General features: G+C 70.4%; 20 protein-coding genes. 13 read left to right on the top strand and 7 right to left on the bottom strand.

All coding sequences use genetic code 11. From position 1 onward, the window contains the following. Nucleotides 1-38: 38 nt before the first annotated feature. Nucleotides 39-629: a TetR/AcrR family transcriptional regulator gene (locus ACBJ59_RS24185; protein ID WP_375112511.1), complete on the top strand. Its 591-nt coding sequence runs from the start codon at nt 39-41 to the stop codon at nt 627-629. Between the two features lie 88 nt (nt 630-717). Here the strand turns inward: ACBJ59_RS24185 and ACBJ59_RS24180 are convergent, their stop codons facing one another. Then, nucleotides 718-1,563, bottom strand: a complete 846-nt coding sequence (locus ACBJ59_RS24180) for a helix-turn-helix transcriptional regulator (protein WP_375112510.1) — start codon at nt 1,561-1,563, stop codon at nt 718-720. A 103-nt stretch (nt 1,564-1,666) separates the two neighbouring features. Here ACBJ59_RS24180 and ACBJ59_RS24175 point away from each other — a divergent pair, with 103 nt between their 5' ends. The 3 genes from ACBJ59_RS24175 (at nt 1,667) to ACBJ59_RS24165 (ending at nt 4,180) form a co-directional block, all read left to right on the top strand. Then, nucleotides 1,667-2,605 carry an SDR family NAD(P)-dependent oxidoreductase gene (locus ACBJ59_RS24175; RefSeq protein WP_375112509.1) on the top strand — a complete coding sequence of 313 codons (939 nt, stop codon included), beginning with the start codon at nt 1,667-1,669 and terminating at the stop codon, nt 2,603-2,605. Nucleotides 2,606-2,746: 141 nt separating this feature from the next. Continuing rightward, complete coding sequence (msrA, locus tag ACBJ59_RS24170; protein WP_375112508.1) at nt 2,747-3,268, top strand: peptide-methionine (S)-S-oxide reductase MsrA; 522 nt, start codon at nt 2,747-2,749, stop codon at nt 3,266-3,268. A 66-nt stretch (nt 3,269-3,334) separates the two neighbouring features. After that, entirely contained in the window at nt 3,335-4,180 is an 846-nt protein-coding gene (locus ACBJ59_RS24165; RefSeq protein WP_375112507.1) for a zf-HC2 domain-containing protein, read from the top strand. 42 nt (nt 4,181-4,222) lie between these two features. Here ACBJ59_RS24165 and ACBJ59_RS24160 read toward each other — a convergent pair whose 3' ends face one another. After that, nucleotides 4,223-8,020 (bottom strand): helix-turn-helix domain-containing protein, encoded by a 3,798-nt coding sequence (locus ACBJ59_RS24160; protein ID WP_375112506.1) that lies wholly within the window; start codon nt 8,018-8,020, stop codon nt 4,223-4,225. Nucleotides 8,021-8,144: 124 nt separating this feature from the next. On the opposite strand from ACBJ59_RS24160, the gene ACBJ59_RS24155 reads away from it, so the two are divergent. From ACBJ59_RS24155 to ACBJ59_RS24125, 7 genes are all read left to right on the top strand, one after another. After that, complete coding sequence (locus ACBJ59_RS24155; RefSeq protein ID WP_375112505.1) at nt 8,145-8,483, top strand: peptidase inhibitor family I36 protein; 339 nt, start codon at nt 8,145-8,147, stop codon at nt 8,481-8,483. A gap of 55 nt (nt 8,484-8,538) precedes the next feature. Continuing rightward, nucleotides 8,539-9,507, top strand: a complete 969-nt coding sequence (locus ACBJ59_RS24150; protein WP_375112504.1) for a hypothetical protein — start codon at nt 8,539-8,541, stop codon at nt 9,505-9,507. A gap of 46 nt (nt 9,508-9,553) precedes the next feature. Continuing rightward, nucleotides 9,554-10,120 carry a hypothetical protein gene (locus tag ACBJ59_RS24145; RefSeq protein WP_375112503.1) on the top strand — a complete coding sequence of 189 codons (567 nt, stop codon included), beginning with the start codon at nt 9,554-9,556 and terminating at the stop codon, nt 10,118-10,120. A 180-nt stretch (nt 10,121-10,300) separates the two neighbouring features. Further along, nucleotides 10,301-11,653: a leucine-rich repeat domain-containing protein gene (locus ACBJ59_RS24140; protein WP_375112502.1), complete on the top strand. Its 1,353-nt coding sequence runs from the start codon at nt 10,301-10,303 to the stop codon at nt 11,651-11,653. Nucleotides 11,654-11,780: 127 nt separating this feature from the next. Beyond that, nucleotides 11,781-12,107 (top strand): PadR family transcriptional regulator, encoded by a 327-nt coding sequence (locus ACBJ59_RS24135; protein WP_375112501.1) that lies wholly within the window; start codon nt 11,781-11,783, stop codon nt 12,105-12,107. Beyond that, nucleotides 12,104-12,460, top strand: a complete 357-nt coding sequence (locus tag ACBJ59_RS24130; protein WP_375112500.1) for a DUF1048 domain-containing protein — start codon at nt 12,104-12,106, stop codon at nt 12,458-12,460. Before ACBJ59_RS24135 ends, ACBJ59_RS24130 begins: the two co-directional genes overlap by 4 nt. 1 nt (nt 12,461) lies before the next feature. After that, nucleotides 12,462-12,788 (top strand): DUF1048 domain-containing protein, encoded by a 327-nt coding sequence (locus ACBJ59_RS24125; protein WP_375112499.1) that lies wholly within the window; start codon nt 12,462-12,464, stop codon nt 12,786-12,788. A gap of 39 nt (nt 12,789-12,827) precedes the next feature. On the opposite strand, the gene ACBJ59_RS24120 is transcribed toward ACBJ59_RS24125, so the two are convergent. From ACBJ59_RS24120 to ACBJ59_RS24105, 4 genes are all read right to left on the bottom strand, one after another. Continuing rightward, entirely contained in the window at nt 12,828-13,346 is a 519-nt protein-coding gene (locus tag ACBJ59_RS24120) for a hypothetical protein (protein WP_375112498.1), read from the bottom strand. 316 nt (nt 13,347-13,662) lie between these two features. Then, nucleotides 13,663-13,878 (bottom strand): hypothetical protein, encoded by a 216-nt coding sequence (locus tag ACBJ59_RS24115; protein ID WP_375112497.1) that lies wholly within the window; start codon nt 13,876-13,878, stop codon nt 13,663-13,665. An 83-nt stretch (nt 13,879-13,961) separates the two neighbouring features. Next, a complete protein-coding gene (locus tag ACBJ59_RS24110) occupies nt 13,962-14,444 on the bottom strand; it encodes a hypothetical protein (protein ID WP_375112496.1) in 483 nt (160 codons plus the stop codon). 324 nt (nt 14,445-14,768) lie between these two features. After that, a complete protein-coding gene (locus ACBJ59_RS24105) occupies nt 14,769-15,245 on the bottom strand; it encodes a MarR family winged helix-turn-helix transcriptional regulator (protein ID WP_375112495.1) in 477 nt (158 codons plus the stop codon). 91 nt (nt 15,246-15,336) lie between these two features. On the opposite strand from ACBJ59_RS24105, the gene ACBJ59_RS24100 reads away from it, so the two are divergent. Continuing rightward, nucleotides 15,337-16,305, top strand: a complete 969-nt coding sequence (locus tag ACBJ59_RS24100) for an NmrA/HSCARG family protein (protein WP_375112494.1) — start codon at nt 15,337-15,339, stop codon at nt 16,303-16,305. 261 nt (nt 16,306-16,566) lie between these two features. Continuing rightward, on the top strand, nt 16,567-16,947 hold the full coding sequence (locus ACBJ59_RS24095; protein ID WP_375112493.1) for a hypothetical protein: 381 nt from the start codon (nt 16,567-16,569) through the stop codon (nt 16,945-16,947). Between the two features lie 113 nt (nt 16,948-17,060). Here the strand turns inward: ACBJ59_RS24095 and ACBJ59_RS24090 are convergent, their stop codons facing one another. Then, on the bottom strand, nt 17,061-17,933 hold the full coding sequence (locus ACBJ59_RS24090; protein WP_375112492.1) for a patatin-like phospholipase family protein: 873 nt from the start codon (nt 17,931-17,933) through the stop codon (nt 17,061-17,063). Nucleotides 17,934-18,149: the final 216 nt, after the last annotated feature.

Here is an 18,149-nt window from a genome sequence, read left to right as displayed (position 1 = left end):
GGTTTTTACCATGCACTCGCATGATAAAGTCGCGGGATATGCCGAAGATCGTCGACCACGAGGCCCGGCGGCGGCACATCGCCGAGGCCGTGCACCGCGTCATCCACGACAAGGGCATGGAGAGCGTCAGCCTGCGGGTGGTCGCCGCCGAGGCCGGGATGTCCATGGGGGCGGTGCAGTACTACGTCACGACGAAGGACCAGATGCTGCTGCTGGCGCTGGAGCGCATCGGGATCTGGATCGGGGAGCGGGTGGCCGCCGTGGCCGCGCACCGGTCCACGCCGCTCGACGTGCTGCGGGCGACCGTGCTGGAGCTGTTGCCGCTGGACGAGGAGCGCAGCTACCTGAACCGCATCGGCTTGGCGTTCCAGGCGAGCTCGGTGGTGTCCGAGGACCAGGCGACCGCGATGCGGCTCGGGTTGCCGCTCCTGCTGTCCTTCTTCGCCGAGCAGATCAGGGCCGCCCAGGCCGCCGGGCAACTGGCCGCCCACCTGAATGCCGGCAAGGAGGCGAGCATCCTGTACGCCTTCGCCCAGGGCGTCGTGAACGCCACCCTGGTGGGGCACTACACACCCGAGGACGTCGCGGCGCTGCTCGACTACCACTTGGCGCGGCTCCGCACGGGGTGATGGTCGCAGGCCTGCCGCCACTTGCGCCGCAGTCTCCAACTTAAGAAATCTACAATGTAAAGGCGCTGGCTTTGAACGTTTTTCGTGGTCAGCGCTCCAGCGACTGGGTGCCAAGGACGATGACGAGGGCCAGGCGGTCGGCGTCCTCGGTGCCGGGCTCGGCGGTGTAGGCGGTGATGCGCAGGTCGTCCAGGGCGACGAACAGCGTGTCGCAGTCGAGGGTGATCGGGCCGACCGACGGGTGGTTGATGGTCTTGTGTCTGGACGGGTCGGTCAGGGGTGGTGGGGTGTCGGCGTCCCAGAGTTCGGCGAAGCGGGGGCTGCCGGAGGTCAGGTCGTTGATCAGGCGTCGCAGGGTGCGGTCGGCGGGGTAGCGCGAGGCCGTCAGGCGTAGGTCGGCGACGAGCCGGGCTTCGTGTTCGGCTTGTTCCTGTGGGGTGTGCGCGATCCGGGAGGGCAGGCGGGCGACGTTGCGCCAGACGGCGTTGCGTTCCAGGCCGTGCCAGGTGGTCGTGTCGCCCATGAGTGCGTCGTAGGGCGGGTTGGCCAGCACGAGTGTCCAGCTGGCGTCGTACACGACGACGGGGGTGTGGGACAGCCGGTCGAGCAGGCGCTGCACGCTCGGGGGGATCCGCGAGGGCACGATGTCCGGGCCGGGCGCGGCGTGTCCGGCCAGCCGGTGGAGCAGGTCGCGTTCGGTGTCGGACAGGCGCAGCGCTCGGGCCAGTGACTCCACCACCTGCGCTGACGGCGCGGTCGCGCGTCCTTGTTCGAGGCGGGTCAGGTAGTCGGCCGAGATGCCGGCGAGCGCGGCCAGTTCTTCGCGGCGCAGGCCGCTGGCCCGGCGTCGGCGGCCTACGGGTACGCCGGCGGTCTCGGGTGTCACCCGGTCGCGCCAGCGGCGTACCGTTCGGCCGAACTCCCATGTTTCCACGCGTTCCAGTTTGCGGGTGCTCGTACTGGGTTGTCCTGGCCCTGGCAGTCCTACGAAAACGGGACGACTGCCTGCGGGCCGGCTGATCTCGCAGGCTGGGGTCATGACCGAACCCGGAACTGTTCTGATCACCGGCCCGACCCGCAACCTGGGCCGCCATGCTGTGCTGGCCATGGCCGGCCGCCGGCATGGGGAGCGCCCCGATCTGCTGCTGGTGGGCCGCGCCGGGCGGGATCTGGCCGCGGTCGCCGACGAGGCTCGCGCGCGTGGCGCGCGTGTCCGTGAGATCGGCTGCGATCTGTCGCGCCTGGCCGACGTGCGTGCCGCGGCGGTCGCGGTGCGTGACCTGCTCGCTGCCGGTGCGGTGGGGCCGCTGCGGGCGTTGATCGCCAACGCCGGTGTCATCTCGACCGACACCCGGCTGGCTTCGTCCGACGGCTACGAGTTGACTTTCGCCGTCAACTATCTCGCCCACGCCCAGCTCGTCGGTGATCTGCTGGGCTCGTTCGCTGCCCCGGCGCGGGTCGTGCTGCTCGGCTCGAACACTTATTACGCCAATTTCTGGCGCAGGCTGCTGGGGGTGGCCGAGGCCGAGTGGGCCGATCCTGTCGAGCTTGCTCGTCCGGCCGCCGGTGAGCGGGCTCCGGGGATGACGGTCTCCGGCGTCGCGTACTCCAACGCCAAGCTGGCGATCCTGTACTACGCCCATGAGCTGCAGCGTCGTGTCGGTGCCGGGGTCAGCGTGTCGGTGTTCGAGCCGGGTTGGATGCCGGGCACCGCGTTGGGTCGTGGCGCTCCCGCGGTGGTTCGGGCGGTGAGTCGCGCCTTGGGTCGGGTACCTGGTGTGTCGACGCCGGAGCGTTCGGGGCCGCTGCTGGCTGCGATGGCCCTTGACGAGGAGTGGGCGCATTTGCGTGCGGGTGCGTTCGTGGTGAAGTCCAAGCTGGCCGAGGTGCGGCCGGTCGCTCACGACCGGGATCGGGAGCGGCGCCTGTGGGAGGCGACTGCGGAGCTGTTGGAACGCGCAGGTGCGTCGCGTTAGTGGGTACCGCATCGCCCTGCTCCGTTATGGATCTTGGAGTGCGATCTGGGAGGTGGATCGCCGGGGTGTGTACCTGTTGTTTTCTGCGCCGTTACTACCGGGACCGCAAGCTGGAAGAGTGAAGGGGTGAGGGGTGAAGCGATGAGTGGAACGACCGAGAGGGCGGTTCTTGCCGGGGGCTGCTTCTGGGGTATGCAGGATCTCATTCGCAAGCGCGACGGGGTGTATGCCACCAGGGTCGGGTACACGGGCGGTGACGTGCCGAATGCGACCTACCGGAATCATGGGTCGCATGCGGAGGCGATCGAGATCGTCTTCGATCCGGAGAAGGTCTCGTACCGGGACCTTCTGGAGTTCTTCTTCCAGATCCATGACCCGAGCACGAAGAATCGCCAGGGCAACGATGTCGGGGTCAGCTACCGGTCGGCCATCTTCTACACCAGTGATGAGCAGCGGCGGATCGCGGAGGACACGATTGCCGATGTGGACGCCTCCGGTCTGTGGCCGGACAAGGTGGTCACCGAGGTCGAGCCGGCCGGGCCGTTCTGGGAGGCGGAGCCCGAGCACCAGGACTATCTGGAACGTTATCCGAGCGGTTACACCTGTCATTACGTCCGGCCGGACTGGCGGCTGCCGCGTCGCGACGACAAGGCCGGCCGATGAGGGGCGCTCTCGCGGAACGGAAGGGGCCAGGGTGCCGGCGCAGGCCTGTCGGCTCCTGAATCGCTGATGAATGAGTTGACCTGCATCGACGTCGTGTCCCGGGCCGGCGACTACCTGGATTCGGTTCTGGATCCTGGTGAGGTGGCCCGGGTCACGGAGCACCTCGAGGGCTGCGCGGACTGCGCCGCTTATATGGCACAGCTGCGGACGACGATCGATGTCCTCGCCCGTCGCCCTGGTATCGAGGTCCCCGCTCCGCTTCGAGAAGCCGTGGACGGGATGAACGCGGGAGCCGGCGAGGGAGGCGACCTCCGGAGGGCCTTCGCCGAGCATGGTCCCCGGCTGCTCGCGCTCGCCCGGGCGATCGATCCCGGACACGCCGAGGACCTGGTGCAGAGCACGTGGGTCCAGGCGCTGCGGCAGGCAGACCCGGACGCGTTCGAGCTGCGCAGCCTGCTGGGCACCCTGGGCGACCTCGCCGACCGGCACAGCGTCACGGACGTGGAGACCGAGCAGCCCCGGCGGGACCGGGCCACCGAGGTGTCCCGGATGGAGCCGGACCCTTACGCCGACCCGGCCGAGCTGTTCTATCCCGATCTCTACCAGGAGGGACCGGACCTAGGCGGGTGGATCAAGTCGCCCAACTCCTGGCCGGGGCCTGCCCAGATTCTCGCTCCGGATGAGGACGTGACGACGACGGAGCTGTACGGGGTCGTCGACGCCGCACTCGACGAGCTGCCTCCGGCGGGGGCGGAGTTGCTCTCGTTGGTCGATGTCCAAGGCGTACCGAGCGAACTCGCGATCCGCACTCTGGGTCTCGATCCGGTCACGGCGCGGCGTGAGCTGCACCGTGCCCGGAACCACGTCCGTGACCGTCTCGACAAATACCTGGCCCGCTCCGAGGCGTCGTGACGGCCGGAGGCGGCAGGGCTGTCGGCTTTCCGGGGTCGCGGGTCATGGGCAGGGTGGTCGGTAGGGCAGGCCGGGGAAGTGCCGGGCCCATTCCTGGCGATCGATGCGCGGGTGGGCCAGCCGGCACAGCCGGGCGGCGACTCGTTCGGCGTCGGTCTCCCACAGCAGTGCCGCGCGGTCGTAGCCGCCGGTCGCCACGGTGTGCCGGTCGGGGCTGAAGGCGATCGAGGAGACGCGGTCGGTGTGGGCTTCGAGGGAGGTCTGCTGCTGGGGGTGTTGCGGGTCGGTGAGGTCCCATAGCCGGGCGGCGCCGTCGTTGCCCGCGGTGGCGAGCAGGTGCCCGTCGGGGCTGAAGGCCACCATGTTGACACTGTCGGTGTGGCTGATCGGGGTGGCCAGGGTTGTGGGTCGCCGGGGGTCGGCGACGTTCCACAGCCGGGCGGTGTCGTCGTAGCTGGCGGTGGCCAGGGTGCGGCCGTCGGGGCTGAAGGCGAGCGCGTTGATCCCGTCGGCGTGCCCGGAGAGTTCCGATGCCGGGACCGGGTTGCGCCGGTCGGTCACGTGCCATAGCCGGGCTGTGCGGTTCCAGCCGGCGGTGGCGAGGAGGTGTCCGTCGGGGCTGAAGGCGACCGCGTTCACGCCTTCCTCGTCGGCCTCGAAGCGGGCCGCTTGCGTCGGGTGCCGAAGATCGGTGACGTCCATGAGGCGTACGGTGTGGTCGAGGCTGGCGGTGGCCAGGGTGCGGCCGTCCGGGCTGAAGGCGACCGCGTTGACGTTGTCGGTGTGGCCGCGGATGGTGGCCAGGGGTCGGGCGCCGGCGGGGGTGGAGACGTCCCAGAGCCTGGTGGTGTGGTCGTTGCCCGCGGTGGCGAGCGTGCGTCCGTCCGGGCTGAAGGTCACGCTCCAGACCGCGTCGGTGTGGCCGGTGAGCGTGGCCAGCAGGTGGGGGCGTTGAGGGTCGGCGGTGTCCCAGAGTCGTACGGCCCGATCCTCGCCGACGGTGGCCAGGGTGTGTCCGTCCGGGCTGAAGGCCAGCCAGCAGATGCTGGAGGCGTGGCCGGTGAGTGCCGGGCCGGGAAGGTCCCACAGGCGGGCGGTGTAGTCGTCGCTGCCGGTGGCCAGGGTGCGGCCGTCGGGTGTGAACACCACCGAGACGACGTTGCCGGTGTGGCCGGTGAACGTGGCGAGCGGGAGGGGACGGCGGGGGTCGGCGATGTCGGCCAGGCGGACGGTGTCGTCCAGGCCGGCGGTGGCGATCCGGCGGCCGTCCGGGCTGAAGGCCACTGAGCGCACGATGTCCTGGTGGCCGGTGATCGTGGCCAGGCGGGGGACCCGGCCGGAGCCGGAGATGTCCCATAGTCCGGTGGTGTGGTCGTTGCTGGCGGTGGCCAGGGTGCGGCCGTCCGGGCTGAAGGCCAGCCAGGCCACCGGGGCGGTGTGGCCGGTCAGTTTTCGGGGCTTGCCGGGGTGACCGGGGTCGGTGACGTCCCAGAGCGCCGCGGTGTTGTCGAAGCTGGCCGTGGCCAGGGTGTGGCCGTCGGGGCTGAACGCGACCGACACCAGCCCGTCGTCGTGGCCGGTCAGTGTCGCGCGGAGCCGGTGGTCGCGTACGTTCCACAGCCGGGCCGTCTTGTCGGAGCTGGCGGTGGCCACGGTGTGGCCGTCCGGGCTGAACGCGACGGCGTTGACGCCCATGGAATGGGGGAGTACGGCCAGCGGGCGGGGTCGGGCGGGAGTGGTGATGTCCCACAGGCGGGCGGTGTTGTCCCAGGCGGCGGTGGCGACGGTGTGGCCGTCCGGGCTGAAGGCGGCGGCGTTGACGTTGTCGCCATGACCGGTGAGGGTGAGCAGGTGGCGCGGGCGGTGGGGGTCGCCGACGTCCCAGACTCTCGCGGTCCGGTCGCGGCTGGCGGTGACCAGCAGGCGTCCGTCGGCGCTCACGGCGACGGCGTTGACCCGGCTGATGTGTCCGGTGAGCCGGGTGGCGTAGGGGACGGCGAAGGTTCGCAGCAGGCTGTCGCGGGCGTCGACGGTGGGGGACAGGCGGTAGGCGGCCAGGCTGAGCTGGGCGGACAGGGCCGGGTTGGCCTCGCGCAGGTCGGTGGCCTCGGCGGCGGCCTTCTGCGACAGGGCGATGTCGCGTTGCTGTGTGGCGGTCTGTTGGGCGCGGAAGGCGTAGACGGTCGTGGTGGCGGTCAGGACGAGCAGGACGGCGAGCAGGGCCGCGAGTTGCCGCAGCCGGCGGGTACGGCGGCGGGCGGCTTCCTGTTCCCGGGCTTCGGCCGCGAGGCCGGTCTGGAGGAAGCGTCGTTCTCCCGGGGACAGGAGGGACGGGTTCCCGGTGGCCCAGTCGTTCGCGACGGTGAGCCGTGTGCCGCGGTAGAGTGCGCCCTCGTCGCGGTCCTCGGCCTCCCAGGCCTGGGCCGCTTCGGTGATCCGGCGGTGGATGCGCAGCCCCTCGCGGTCTTCGGTGAGCCAGTCGCGCAGCCGTGGCCAGGACCGGATCACCGCCTCGTGCGCGATCTCCACGATGTCGCCGTCGAGGGTGACGAGCCGGGCTCCGGCGAGCGCGTCGAGGACGGCGGCGGTTTCGGGGTGGTCGATCTCGCCGCGGGTGATGCGGCGTTTGGTGTCCTCGGTGCCTTCGCCGAGGGCGGTGAGCCGCAGGAAGATCTGCCGGGCCAGGGGCTGCCGCTCGGGGCCGAGCGCGGTGTAGACCTCCTCGCTGGTGCGGGCGACGGCGCGTTCGATGCCGCCGGTGGCCTCGTACCCGGCCAGGGTGATGGTGTTCCCGCGGCGGCGTCCCCACGCCTCCAGCAGCGCGTGCGAGACCAGTGGCAGCACGCCCGGCCGGCCGGCGGCGTCGGCGATGAGGCGGGACACCAGGGCGGATTCGACGCGGTAGCCCATGTCGACGGCGGGCTGGGTGATGGCCCGGCGCAGTTCCTCGGTGGTCAGGGGGCCGACGAGCACCTGTGAGTCCTGGAGGACGTCGGCGAGGTCCGGGTGCCGTGCGCAGTGGGTGTAGAAGTCGGTCCGTACGCCGAGGACCACCCGGGTCCGGCTGTCGGGGTCGCGGGCCGCTGCGACCAGCGCGGCGATGAAGGCGGTGCGTTCGGCGGGGTCGGTGCAGAGGGTGAAGGTCTCCTCGAACTGGTCCACGACGAGGACCACGTCGTCGGCGGAGGCGTGCTTGGCCAGGAGCTGGCGGGTGGCCAGGCCCAGGGTGCGGGGATCGCCGGTGAGTTCGGTGAGCAGGCCGCCGGGTGTGACGTCGAGCCTCGCCGCCAGGTGCACCGCGCACTCGTGCAGCGGGTGGGTGCCTGGGGTGATCAGCAGTACCGGGTGGGAGCCGAGTGTGGGGAGCAGGCCGGCGCGCAGCAGTGAGGACTTCCCGGATCCGGACGCGCCGAGTACGGCGATGAGGCGGTGCCGGCGCATCGTGGCGGCGACCTTGTCCGTCAGCCGCTCGCGGCCGAAGAACCGGCTCGCGTCCTGGGGCCCGAAGCTTCTCAGGCCGACGTACGGCGCTGTGTCGTCCGGTGCGGTGGCGGTGTCGGGCCGGTTGAACTCCTCGGCCAACGCCCGCCATCGGGCCTCCCACTCGGCCGGGTCGCCTCCGCAGGCCTTCGCGTAGGCCATGGTGACGGCCATGCTGGGCAGTTTGCGCCCGCCGGCCGCCTCGGAGAGGGTGCCGGCGGAGTAGTGGGCCTGTTTGGCGAGTTCCCGGTAGGACGGGCTGCCCGCTCGTTCGCGTAATCGGCGCAGGTCGGCTGCGAACCGGAGTAACCGGTCGTCGCCGTCGTCGCCGTCGTCAAGTGGCCGTTCCTGACGCGGCATGTCCGTCCCCCGATCTGCGGGCGCCATTGTTCAAGCGTTGTTGTTCGGCGTGCGGCGCGTGACACCGAACAACCCTCCTCCCCTATACCGGACACCGGCGGATCAATCGAGAGAGAGGGCGAGAATGCTCAAGCGAAGGATCGCGGTCGCGGCGGCCGGGGTGGCGCTGGCCCTGAGCGTCCCGTTGTCCGCGCCGGCCCAGTCGGCGTCATGGGATTGCCGGCCGGCGTCGGGGTTCTGCTGGTGGAACGCGCTCAACTTCCCGGGCCATCCGTGGTATTCGGCTCCGGTCCCGTCGGGGCAGTGCGTGAGGATCGCCGGTGTCGCCTGGTCGGTCTACAACCGCTCGCCCCAGGAGCAGCGGGTGTGGGAATTCGACAACTGCACCGGAAGGAACGTCCTGGTGGGGATCGGGCAGGCGTTCAACCTGTCGTTCGGTGCCCATGGGCGGGGCGGCTACTGAGATGGGAGGTCGTTCCGCCGCGCTCCCATCGCCGTCGACCGGTACGCGGCGTCTGGTGGCCGCCGCGGTCGGTCTCCTGGTGGTCGCGGGCTGCTCGGCCGGGGGAGGGGAGACGGTGGGTGCCGCCCCCCGGGCCGGGCCTTCAGATCTGCCGCCGCAGGTGACGGCCGGTGAGGCCCGCGTGCTGTGGGACGCCGAACAGTTGCTCGTGCGTGACTGCATGGCGCGGCGCGGGTTCCGGTACTGGGTCGTCCCGCGGGACTCGATCCCTGAGAACCGCGACTTCCCCTACGTGGTGGACGACCTCGGCTGGGCCCGCCGGCATGGTTACGGCGGTGACATCCTCGAACGGATCGACCGGCTGCGGGATCGGAATCCGAATCGCCGGTATCTCGAAGGGCTGCCCGCGCAGCGCCGGAGAGCCGCCTTCGCCGCCCTGTACGGCGAGGGGCCGCAGTCCTGGGCCGCGACCCCTCGCCCCGATCAGCTGGAGGCCCGGCTCCCCACGGGGGGCGTCGTCCGGAGGAACGCGGCCAGTTGCACCTCGGAGGCGCCAGGGCTGCTGTACGGCGACCTGGCGACGTGGTTCCGGGCCACCAGGGTGGTGCAGAACCTGGCCGATCTGCGCCGGGCCCGGGTCGTGCGGGATCCGCGCTTCGCCGCCGCGGTCGGGGCGTGGTCGAGGTGCATGCGCGGGCGCGGCCATCCGTACGCTCACCCGCGTCTGACGCGGGCGGAGGCCGTCGCGGACGGGTCGGCGGGACCGGCCGCACGGAAGGCACGTGAGAAGCAGATCGCCACCGCGGTCGCGGAGGCGATCTGCGCCGGCGAAAGCGGCCTGTCGGCCGTGGCTCGCGAGCTGGACGAGAAGTACGCGCGGGAGCTCGTGGCCCGCCACCGGCCGGACGTGATCGCCGAGCGGCGCATGCGACGGGACGCGCTCCCGATGGCCCTGAGGATCACCGCCGCCGGTGGAGGTCACGCACCGTCGTCCACGCCCGGCGTCGTCCGAGCCACCCCCTGAGCCACCTTCCGCAGTCAATTCGGCGACCGACACGAAGGGGAAAGTCATGAAGAGAACCACCGGAGCCCTGGCCGGCCTGGCCGGCGCGATCCTGATCCTGGCGGCTACGCCGGGGGCGGCCTCCGCGGTGCCGCCCGGCCCCGATCCGTCCAGCACGGCGACGCCCGTCCCGAGCGATGCCGCGCGCAAGCCCGTGCCCCCTGGCACGACCGGCACGGCCGACACGGCCGCCGTGCTGGCCGACGGTTACATCAACGTCTGGGAACACGCCATGTGGGACACCGAAGGCGGCCTGTGGTGCAAGTGGCTGGGCAATCACCGGTTCTGGGAGGACGCATCGGGAGATACCTGGGAAGGCTCGACCCCAGGCATCTGCAAGTCCGATAGCCACTCGTTCGACAACGTGGCCACGTCGATGTACAACACCGGCTTCCCGGGCGAGTTCGACGACGTGCGGTTCTTCAAGCACGCTCATTACGCTCAGCCGTCGATGTGCCTGGGCAACGGCGACCACTGGGGCAATCTCGCGCTCGGCTGGGAGATCTTCAACGACGGGTCCTACGCCAACGACGAGATCTCCTCCCACCGATGGGTGGACAGCTGCTCGTTCTGACGACCCCGCGGGGGTGTGCCCGCCGGCGCAGGTGCGCGAGTCCGCGATGCCGATCGGCGTCCGGATCGTCGCCCCGCCCGGCGGGCCGCACCCTGGGTGGGCGTCGCCGGGCTGCTCCTGAAGCGTTCTTCATGGTCGCTTCCCCGGAAATCGTCGTCCCACCCTTTAGGGTCTCGTGGCATGATCCAGCCCACAGACCTGACCGACCTGCGCGCCAAGCTGGCGACCGTGTCCCCGGCGAACGCGTGGAAGGCCGTGCGGCGGCTCGCGCTGGGCAGCCGGGATGGTGACGCGCTCGCCCTGGCCGCCGCCTATGCCGAGGTGGCCAAGCCGTCCACGGACAACCTGCTCAGGCTCTGGCCCCAGGCGCTCGACCCCGACGGCTTCGCCGAGCAGGTGCTGGCTCCGGCCTTCGACGCCGAGGGGCGTACCGAGCTGGTGCTGCGCCGGCAGGGCTCGCTCACGGGGCTGCGGCACCTGACGATGCTGGAGAGCCTGACCCTCGACCACTGCAAGACACTGACGGACGTGTCCGAGGTGGCCCCGCTGACCGCGCTGCGCGCGCTGGAGCTGGACGGCTGCGCGGCCGTCAGCGATCTGCGGCCGCTGTCCGGGCTCACCGGCCTGACCAGCCTGCTGCTCCGCAACTGCCGCCAGGTGGCCGACCTGTCCCCGCTGTTCGGCCTGCGTCACCTGCGCCGGCTCGACCTGCGGGGCACCGCGGTGGCGAGTGTGGCGGGGGTCGGTGACGCGTTCCCCGACCTCGAAGAGCTCGATCTGAGCGGCTGCCGGTTCGTCGACGACGTACGCGGCCTGTCGGGGCTGAGCCGCCTGAGAGAGCTGGACCTGAGCCGCACCAAGATCACTTCTTTGGAGGGGCTGCGCGACCTCGGCTCGGTCACCGAGCTGAGCCTGCACAGCACCCGCCTGACCGGCCTCGACGGCATCGGCGTCATGACGGGGCTGGAGAGGCTCTGGCTCGGCGGCAGCACGAAGGTGAAGAGCCTCGACGGCCTCGGCCACCATCCCCGGCTCACGGCTCTCGGCCTGCCGCCCGCCCCGCTGCCCGACCTGCGGCCGCTGTCGCGGCTGCCCGCGCTGGAGCGGCTGGCCATCGACCGGGACCAGCGGCTCACCTCGCTCGACGGGCTCGAAGGGCACCCGTCGATCGAGGAGGTGTACCTGGCCTACGCGGAGGACCTGCGCGACTTCTCGGCGCTGGCCCGCATGCCGGCCCTGCGGACGCTGACGTTGCAGGGCCTGGAGCAGCTCGCCGACCTCACCCCGTTCTCGGGGCTGCTCCACCTGGAGGAGCTCCACGTGGCCTACACCGACGAGCTGCGCACTTTCGGCGACGTCGAGCGCCTGCCGTCTCTGCGCAGGCTCGACCTCGACTCCTGCTCCAGGCTGAGCGACCTGAGCGCGATCGCCGGCTTCCCGTCGCTCAAGGAGGTAAGGGTGTCCGGTTGCCGGGCGCTGCCGTCCGACCTCGTCGATGACCTGAGAGCCCGGGGCCTGCTCGTGACGGATTGACGCCCCCGCCGGATCGCTTCCGTGGTCGGTGCTCGCCGCGTGCCGGGGACGGGAAACCACTACGTTGTGATACTTTATAGTGGTACTCGTTAGTACGGAGTACCTGGAGGATCGAAGAGGACCCACGATGGACGACCTGACGGAGATGCTGAAGGGCACGCTTGAGGGCTGCGTGCTGGAAATCATCGGCAACGAGGAGACCTACGGGTACGCCATCACGCGCCGGCTGAACGAGCTCGGCTTCGCCGACGTCGTCGAGGGGACGGTTTACACCATCCTGCTGCGGCTGGAGAAGAACGGGCTCGTCCAGGTGACGAAACGACCGTCCGAGCTGGGCCCGCCGCGCAAGTTCTATGCGCTCAACGACGCGGGGCGCGAACGACTTGCGACGTTCTGGGCGAAATGGGAGTACATCACATCACGGATCGACAAGCTCAAGGAGGGTGGGAGATGAACTTCTGGGAGACCATCACCGGCAGCGATCTCACCAGGGACATGAAGGCGTTCGAGGTCCGGGCCGGGGCATTGCCGGCCGACTACCGGGCGGCGTGGGAACAGATCAAGGGTCATCTCTTTCTCTACGGGGACTTCACGGGCCGCAACCTGATGCCGATCCTCGACGGTGCTCTGGGGCTGCTCGAGGAGACGGCGGCCGACGGGCAGAGCATTCACGAGGTGCTGGGTGACGACATCGGAGGCTTCTGCGCGGCGCTGGCCGGCGGAGAAGGGGCCCGGACCTTCCGTGACCGGTGGCGCGAGCAGCTGAACAGGAACGTCGCCAGGAAATTGGGCCGGCTAGGAGGCTGACGTGGGCATTCAGGACATCATCGAGGGCAAGAAGCAGTGGCGGGCGCACATGGCCCGGGTCAAGGCGCTCCCGCCGGACTACCAGATCGTCTACAAGGAGATGCAGAGGTACCTGTTCAAGGTCGGGCCGGTCGAGCTGACCGACGGGTCCCTGCTCTCGGGGATCGTCGATTTCTTCGAGGAGGGCGTCGCGGCCGGCAAGGGAGTCCTGGAGCTCATCGGCGACGACGTCGCCGCCTTCGCCGACGACCTCATCAAGGACTCGCGCACCTACGCGGAGATCTATCAGGAGTCCATCAGCGGGAAACCCGGCACGGCCGAGAAGTAACCCGGCGGGCGCTGGGCGGTGCGGGAGAGCGGAGCGGCCTCAGGGGGTCTGCTCGTCGATCTCGCACCTGGTGAAGACCCATATGTGGCCGCCGCTGTTCTTCAGCGACCAGTACATCCACGCTGTTGCGGTCAGGTCGACGCTGACGGTGAAGTCGAGCGTGATCGCGCCGCCGGAGACGTTCGCGGTCTGCGTGCCGCCGCCGTTCGGGGTGATGAGCTGGTACTGCGTGCTGGCTGCGTTGGTGGTGTTGAGGTGGAAGCGCAGCCGGTAGGTGTGCGGGTTGCCGTCGGGCACCCGTACGTACGGCACCACCAGCTGGCCCACCGAGGCCGGGATCACGTCCGGGTTGAAGGCGACGTTGTTCGGGGTGAAGGCCTGCACCCCGTACAGCACGAGCTGGGTGTCGGCCGAGGTGACGTGCTGGGGGTCCACGGTGCCGACCGGCGTCCAGCCGAACGCCGTGCCGCTCTGCGCGCCTGCGCCGGGCGCGAGCCCCGCCCAGAGCAGCACGGCCGCCAGGCTCGCCAGCAGTGATCTCCTTGCGGTGGTAGCCATCGAGCGCTCCCTTGCGGTCGTCGTCGTGTCGCGGGATGTGCCTCACCGATGCTGCGCGCGAAGCGGCCGCAGGAGAACTGCCCGGCGGGGAACAGCTGACGTCCCGAACGGCCGCAATCTCGTCCTGCGTGGGGCACTTGCCGAGCAGCGCGGCCGGCATCGGCCACACCAGCCGGACGAGCTTGCGATCCCGGGCAAGGAAGCGCCGCCACGTCACGCAGCTGGTATGACCTCGGGTGAAGACCTGCCCCTCGACATGAAGGTCGGGCCGGTTACCACCTGCGGTCAGGCGTGCCCGAGGCAGGAGGGCGAGCCGTCACGCGCTGGCCGCCGCTCTCCAGCGGCGCAAGATGGCGTCGTCGTCGGGGCCGCCGTGCCAGGATTCCGCCTCGTCGATGGCGTGGGGCAGCCAGTCCTGGTAGTCGGGTTCGTCGGGGGTGATGTCCCGGGTGCCGTCGACGTGGGTCCCGTCAGCCAGCACGGTGCAGGTGGGGACGCGGAGGACGCCGCCGGCCAGCTTGATCGCGGTCATGTGGTTCGCCCCTTCCGTCTCATCTGCCACCGTCTCGCTCCCCAGCATAGCCCCGGCGCGCCGGGGGGCAGGGGTGATGGTGTTCAGCCGATCCCGTACTGTCCGGTGAACCAGGTGTAGGCCTGCTGGGCGGCGTGTTCGTCGGCGAACAGGTGGATGAGACGCCGGGCCCGACGCACCAGCACGCAGGCGAACGCCTCGGCGTACAGTTCGGTGACCATGGCCCGGTACGGAGGATCCAGCCGCTCGGCGCACGAGGCATGCAGCGCTGTCCAGAACGGGCCTTGCGAGGGCATGCCGTCCATGTCGTCGGTCGCGTGCCCGAGTTCATGTCCGGCCACGCTGGCCGATGGTGACGGCACGCTGCCCACCCCGATCGCGCGCCACGTCGGGTCGTACACGCCCGCGCTGCGTTCCCATCCGCCTTGCTGGGCGGGCAGCGGTACGCCCCGCAGCCGCTCGAAGCCCGGTAAGTCCGGGACGGCGCCCGGGCCCACGACGATGCCGCCGTCCAGATGGGCGGCCAGCCGGGTGCCGAGAGCGCGCGGCACCGCGGACAACGTCATGATCGCCAACAGGGTCTCGGCAGGAGGGAACGTTCCCGAACCCCACGCCCGGCGAACGCGAGCTTCGAGCGCACCTACATGCAGCCAACCCGGCCGTCCTCTGCTCTGGCTGGCCACACACGTCCTCGGGTGATCACGCTGACATCGGCCGACGCGCTCGGCACCCGAGTGTGGGGGAGCTACGGGCGTGAAGACACGTCGTTGATCGGGAACTCTAACGGTCTGCCAGGGAGGGCGCATCCTCCCCGGCCGGCCGACCCGGCCGGGGCGCCGATGGGCCTACTGAGGCGCGGGCTTGGCCCTGGCTGCTGCGTTCCACGAGTGTCACCCGCTCAACGAGCAGTCCTGCTCCCGGTGGACGTCGAGTGTGCGGAGCACGTCGGCGCAGGCTTCGGCGAAGCTTGCCAGCCGCTCGGGGCCGAGCACGTCGATGAACAGGGCGTGGACCATCTCGGTGTGCGCCGGAACGGCCTTGTTGATCGCCGCGTGTCCCTTGTCGGTCAGCAGGACGTCGGGGTAGCGGCGGTCGGAATCGACCCGCTCGACCAGTCCGCGTTGTGCCATCCGGGTGAGCTGGTGGGACAGGCGGCTCTTCTCCCACTGGGTGGCGGCGGCCAGTTGCGCGACGGGCATCCGCCGGTCCGCCGATTCCGCGAGCCTGACCAGGACCTCGAAGTCGGCCGCGGACAACTCGTGGTCGCGCTGCATGTGCTGCTGCAGGTGTGAGCCGAGGTGCTTGGACATCTCGATGTAGGTGCGCCACATCCGGTCGGCCTCGCCGAGTTCCTGCTCCCATCCCATGGCGACCATGGTACCCGCTGGTTGACGTATCAACCCAACGCGGTATGGTGCCTAGGTTGATACATCAACCTGAATCGAGGGAGTTGTTCCGGTGAGCGAACAGCAGATCATCGCGGTGGTGGGCGCGACCGGTGCCCAAGGGGGAGGCCTGGTCCGCGCGATCCTGGCCGATCGAAGCGGGCAGTTCGCCGCGCGAGCCCTTACCCGGCACCCGGATTCGGCGCGGGCCGAGGAACTGGCCGCGCTCGGGGCCGAGGTCGTCAAGGCCGACCTCGACGACGCGGCCGGCCTGCGCAAGGCGTTCGACGGCGCGCACGGCGTGTTCGTGGTGACCAACTTCTGGGAGCCGCGGACGCCCGAGGAGGAGCAGGCACGTCCCGCGACCACCAAGGAGCTGGAGCAGGCCGGTAACGCGGCGCGGGCCGGCCGGGACGCCGGCGTGCGTCATTTCATCTGGTCCACGCTGTCCGACACTCGGGGCTACTTCCGGCCGGGCGACGGCACGCCGACCTTCGGCGGCACGTACAAGGTGCCGCATGCCGACGGCAAGGCAGAGGCCGACCGGCTCTTCCTGGAATCGGGGGTGCCCACCACATTTCTGCAGGCGAACGTGTACTACGAGGCGTTCCAGGACATGTTCGCACCCCGGCGCGACGAGCAGGGCGCGCTGGTGCTGCAACTCGGATTCGGCGACGCGCGGGTGCCCGCGCAGGCCGCGGAGGATGTCGGCAGGACCGCGTTCGGCATCTTCCGCCGCGGTACGGCGCTGGCCGGCAGGAGGGTGAGCGTCGCCGGCTCCGTGCTCACCGGGGCGCAGTACGCCGCCGCGCTGGGCCAGGCGCTCGGTGAGCCGGTGACCTATCAGGCGGTCAGCCCCGACCAGATCCGGGCTGCGGGTTTCCCGGGCGCCGGAGAGGTCGGCAACATGCTCCAGTACCTGATCACGGCCGAGCAGGACATCGTCGACCTCATCGACGGCGAGCTGCTGCGCGAGCTCAACCCGCAGTTGCAGTCCTTCGACACCTGGCTGGCCACCCACCGGGACGCCATCCCGCACTGACCACGTCCAGCAGGGCGAAGGCGACCGCCGTCTTGTCCTGGTGAGGTCGGAACAGGGGACGACGGCGGCAGTGCCCGGCTCTGTACGTCCCTGAGCGGACGGACGTTCGGCAAGCAGATCGAGCGCATCCGCGTCGCCCCCGAGACGTACCGGGCACTGGCCGGGCCGGCGCAGCGCCGCCGTCCGCGCGCTCGTCTTGTCCATGCTCGTCGGCGAGACCGGCATGCACCATGCCGGCCTTGGGACGGGTACCCGGCCGGCGTGGCGATCGGCTGCGGCGGCATCTGCTGGTCGTCGGTCCCGGCCGGGGTCCACGCGTCTGATCGTCTTGCCATGATTGGCAGGGCCACGGATGATCCGATCATGAACCGGCCGGCGAGACATCTATCACGGGGTCTACTCGGCGCGGGCGCGGCTCTTGGCGTCTACGCTGCCGTGGTCCTTCTCGTCCCCATGATGACGTTCAGCCTCGCCCTGCTGCCGATCCTCCTGCTGTACACGCCGTTCGCGTTCCTGCTCATCGGCGTGGTCGGAGTCGTCGTCGAACTGACAACGGAGCGGTCGCCGGTGACTCTCTCGTTCTGGTCCGGTTGGACGCTCTGCCCAGCCGTATACCTCGTGATCTTCTTCCTCACAGGTTGACGCCGCATCAGGACAGCACTCACGATCGCCCCCATCATGGTCAGCCGCCCTACGCGTTGGAGTACGTCAACCCCGGTGGCTCAGGGGTTGCGACCGCATGGTTGTGGTCACCGCTAGTGGCTGTCCCGCTGTTCCCCGATCCAGTTCCAAACGGCGGCCACTCGCTCCGCCGCCCGTACCGAGCGGCCGTTCCTGGCGGCGGGGGCGCGGCGGGCCGGGTCGAGGGCGCCGGCCGGCGAGCGGCCCATGACCTTGCGCCAGCTCGCCGGGTCGGGCGTGATCAGCACGACACGTGCCCGGTCACCCAGTGCGGCGATCTGCCGCTCCACTCCCGGCATGACCCCGCCGCCCCGCGTCATCGGGGCGATGACCACGATGCGGTCGTATCCGGCGGCCACGTCCAGATTGGCCGGTGATCGCATCCCGCCGTCGATGTAGCGGCGCCCGCCGATCGTGGCAGGCGGGCGGACGCCAGGGCCGGCCGTGCCGGCGCAGACGGCGTCCACGAGGCCGACCCCGCTGGCCGCGTCGAAGTCGGCGGGCTTGCCGTTCTCCGCGTCGACGGCGGTGATGACCAGCCGCTTGTTCGGCCATTCCCGCACGTCGTCACCGAGCAACCCCGCCACCTCCGCCCGGCGTTCCTGTTCGGTGGAGGTTTTGGCAGCCAGCGCGATCCTGCCCATCCGGGCGCCGTACTCCTCGATCGTCTTCGACCTGGTCAACTGCCACACGATCCGGAACAGCGCGAACGGCGACGACTTCGGCGCCTGCTCGCCGGCCTGCGGGCGGAGCTGGCGGGCGTACAGGTCCTGGGGGTCGAGCCCCGTGGCGAGCTGCGCGCCGACCACCGCGCCCGCCGATGTGCCGACGATCAGGTCGGCCTCGCGCAGGTCGAGACCGTCCGCCGCGAGCGCGGCCAGCACCCCCGTCTCCCAGGCGATCCCGATCATCCCGCCGCCGCCCAGCACCACTGCCCTGCCTGCCATACGCGCTCCCTTGAAGCCCAGAACGTCATCGATCTCCCGCTCGGGCGCCTCGCGCCCGGCTCCCAGAGGCGACCTCCGCCCGCTCCGGCAGCAGCACCCGGGCCCGACCGTCATCCAGCGGTAACCGCCCGGGAGCACCTGTAACGTACGATCCGCCCGGTGTCGCGGTGTAGGGACATATGTCATGAATTGCCGTCCAGTCCGGTCCCGCTGGGC

The organism is Nonomuraea sp. MTCD27 (assembly GCF_041950495.1).
Taxonomy (GTDB): Bacteria; Actinomycetota; Actinomycetes; order Streptosporangiales; family Streptosporangiaceae; genus Nonomuraea.
This window is presented reverse-complemented; position numbering and strand designations above follow the sequence as displayed.

What these genes read in the sequence shown, in the direction of transcription:
- ACBJ59_RS24185 (WP_375112511.1), top strand. Translation starts at nt 39, where the DNA reads ATGCCGAAGATCGTCGACCACGAGGCCCGGCGGCGGCACATCGCCGAG.
- ACBJ59_RS24175 (WP_375112509.1), top strand. Translation starts at nt 1,667, where the DNA reads ATGACCGAACCCGGAACTGTTCTGATCACCGGCCCGACCCGCAACCTG.
- msrA (WP_375112508.1), top strand. Translation starts at nt 2,747, where the DNA reads ATGAGTGGAACGACCGAGAGGGCGGTTCTTGCCGGGGGCTGCTTCTGG.
- ACBJ59_RS24165 (WP_375112507.1), top strand. Translation starts at nt 3,335, where the DNA reads ATGAATGAGTTGACCTGCATCGACGTCGTGTCCCGGGCCGGCGACTAC.
- ACBJ59_RS24160 (WP_375112506.1), bottom strand. Translation starts at nt 8,020, where the DNA reads ATGCCGCGTCAGGAACGGCCACTTGACGACGGCGACGACGGCGACGAC.
- ACBJ59_RS24155 (WP_375112505.1), top strand. Translation starts at nt 8,145, where the DNA reads ATGCTCAAGCGAAGGATCGCGGTCGCGGCGGCCGGGGTGGCGCTGGCC.
- ACBJ59_RS24145 (WP_375112503.1), top strand. Translation starts at nt 9,554, where the DNA reads ATGAAGAGAACCACCGGAGCCCTGGCCGGCCTGGCCGGCGCGATCCTG.
- ACBJ59_RS24140 (WP_375112502.1), top strand. Translation starts at nt 10,301, where the DNA reads ATGATCCAGCCCACAGACCTGACCGACCTGCGCGCCAAGCTGGCGACC.
- ACBJ59_RS24135 (WP_375112501.1), top strand. Translation starts at nt 11,781, where the DNA reads ATGGACGACCTGACGGAGATGCTGAAGGGCACGCTTGAGGGCTGCGTG.
- ACBJ59_RS24130 (WP_375112500.1), top strand. Translation starts at nt 12,104, where the DNA reads ATGAACTTCTGGGAGACCATCACCGGCAGCGATCTCACCAGGGACATG.
- ACBJ59_RS24120 (WP_375112498.1), bottom strand. Translation starts at nt 13,346, where the DNA reads ATGGCTACCACCGCAAGGAGATCACTGCTGGCGAGCCTGGCGGCCGTG.
- ACBJ59_RS24115 (WP_375112497.1), bottom strand. Translation starts at nt 13,878, where the DNA reads ATGACCGCGATCAAGCTGGCCGGCGGCGTCCTCCGCGTCCCCACCTGC.
- ACBJ59_RS24110 (WP_375112496.1), bottom strand. Translation starts at nt 14,444, where the DNA reads ATGACGTTGTCCGCGGTGCCGCGCGCTCTCGGCACCCGGCTGGCCGCC.
- ACBJ59_RS24105 (WP_375112495.1), bottom strand. Translation starts at nt 15,245, where the DNA reads ATGGGATGGGAGCAGGAACTCGGCGAGGCCGACCGGATGTGGCGCACC.
- ACBJ59_RS24090 (WP_375112492.1), bottom strand. Translation starts at nt 17,933, where the DNA reads ATGGCAGGCAGGGCAGTGGTGCTGGGCGGCGGCGGGATGATCGGGATC.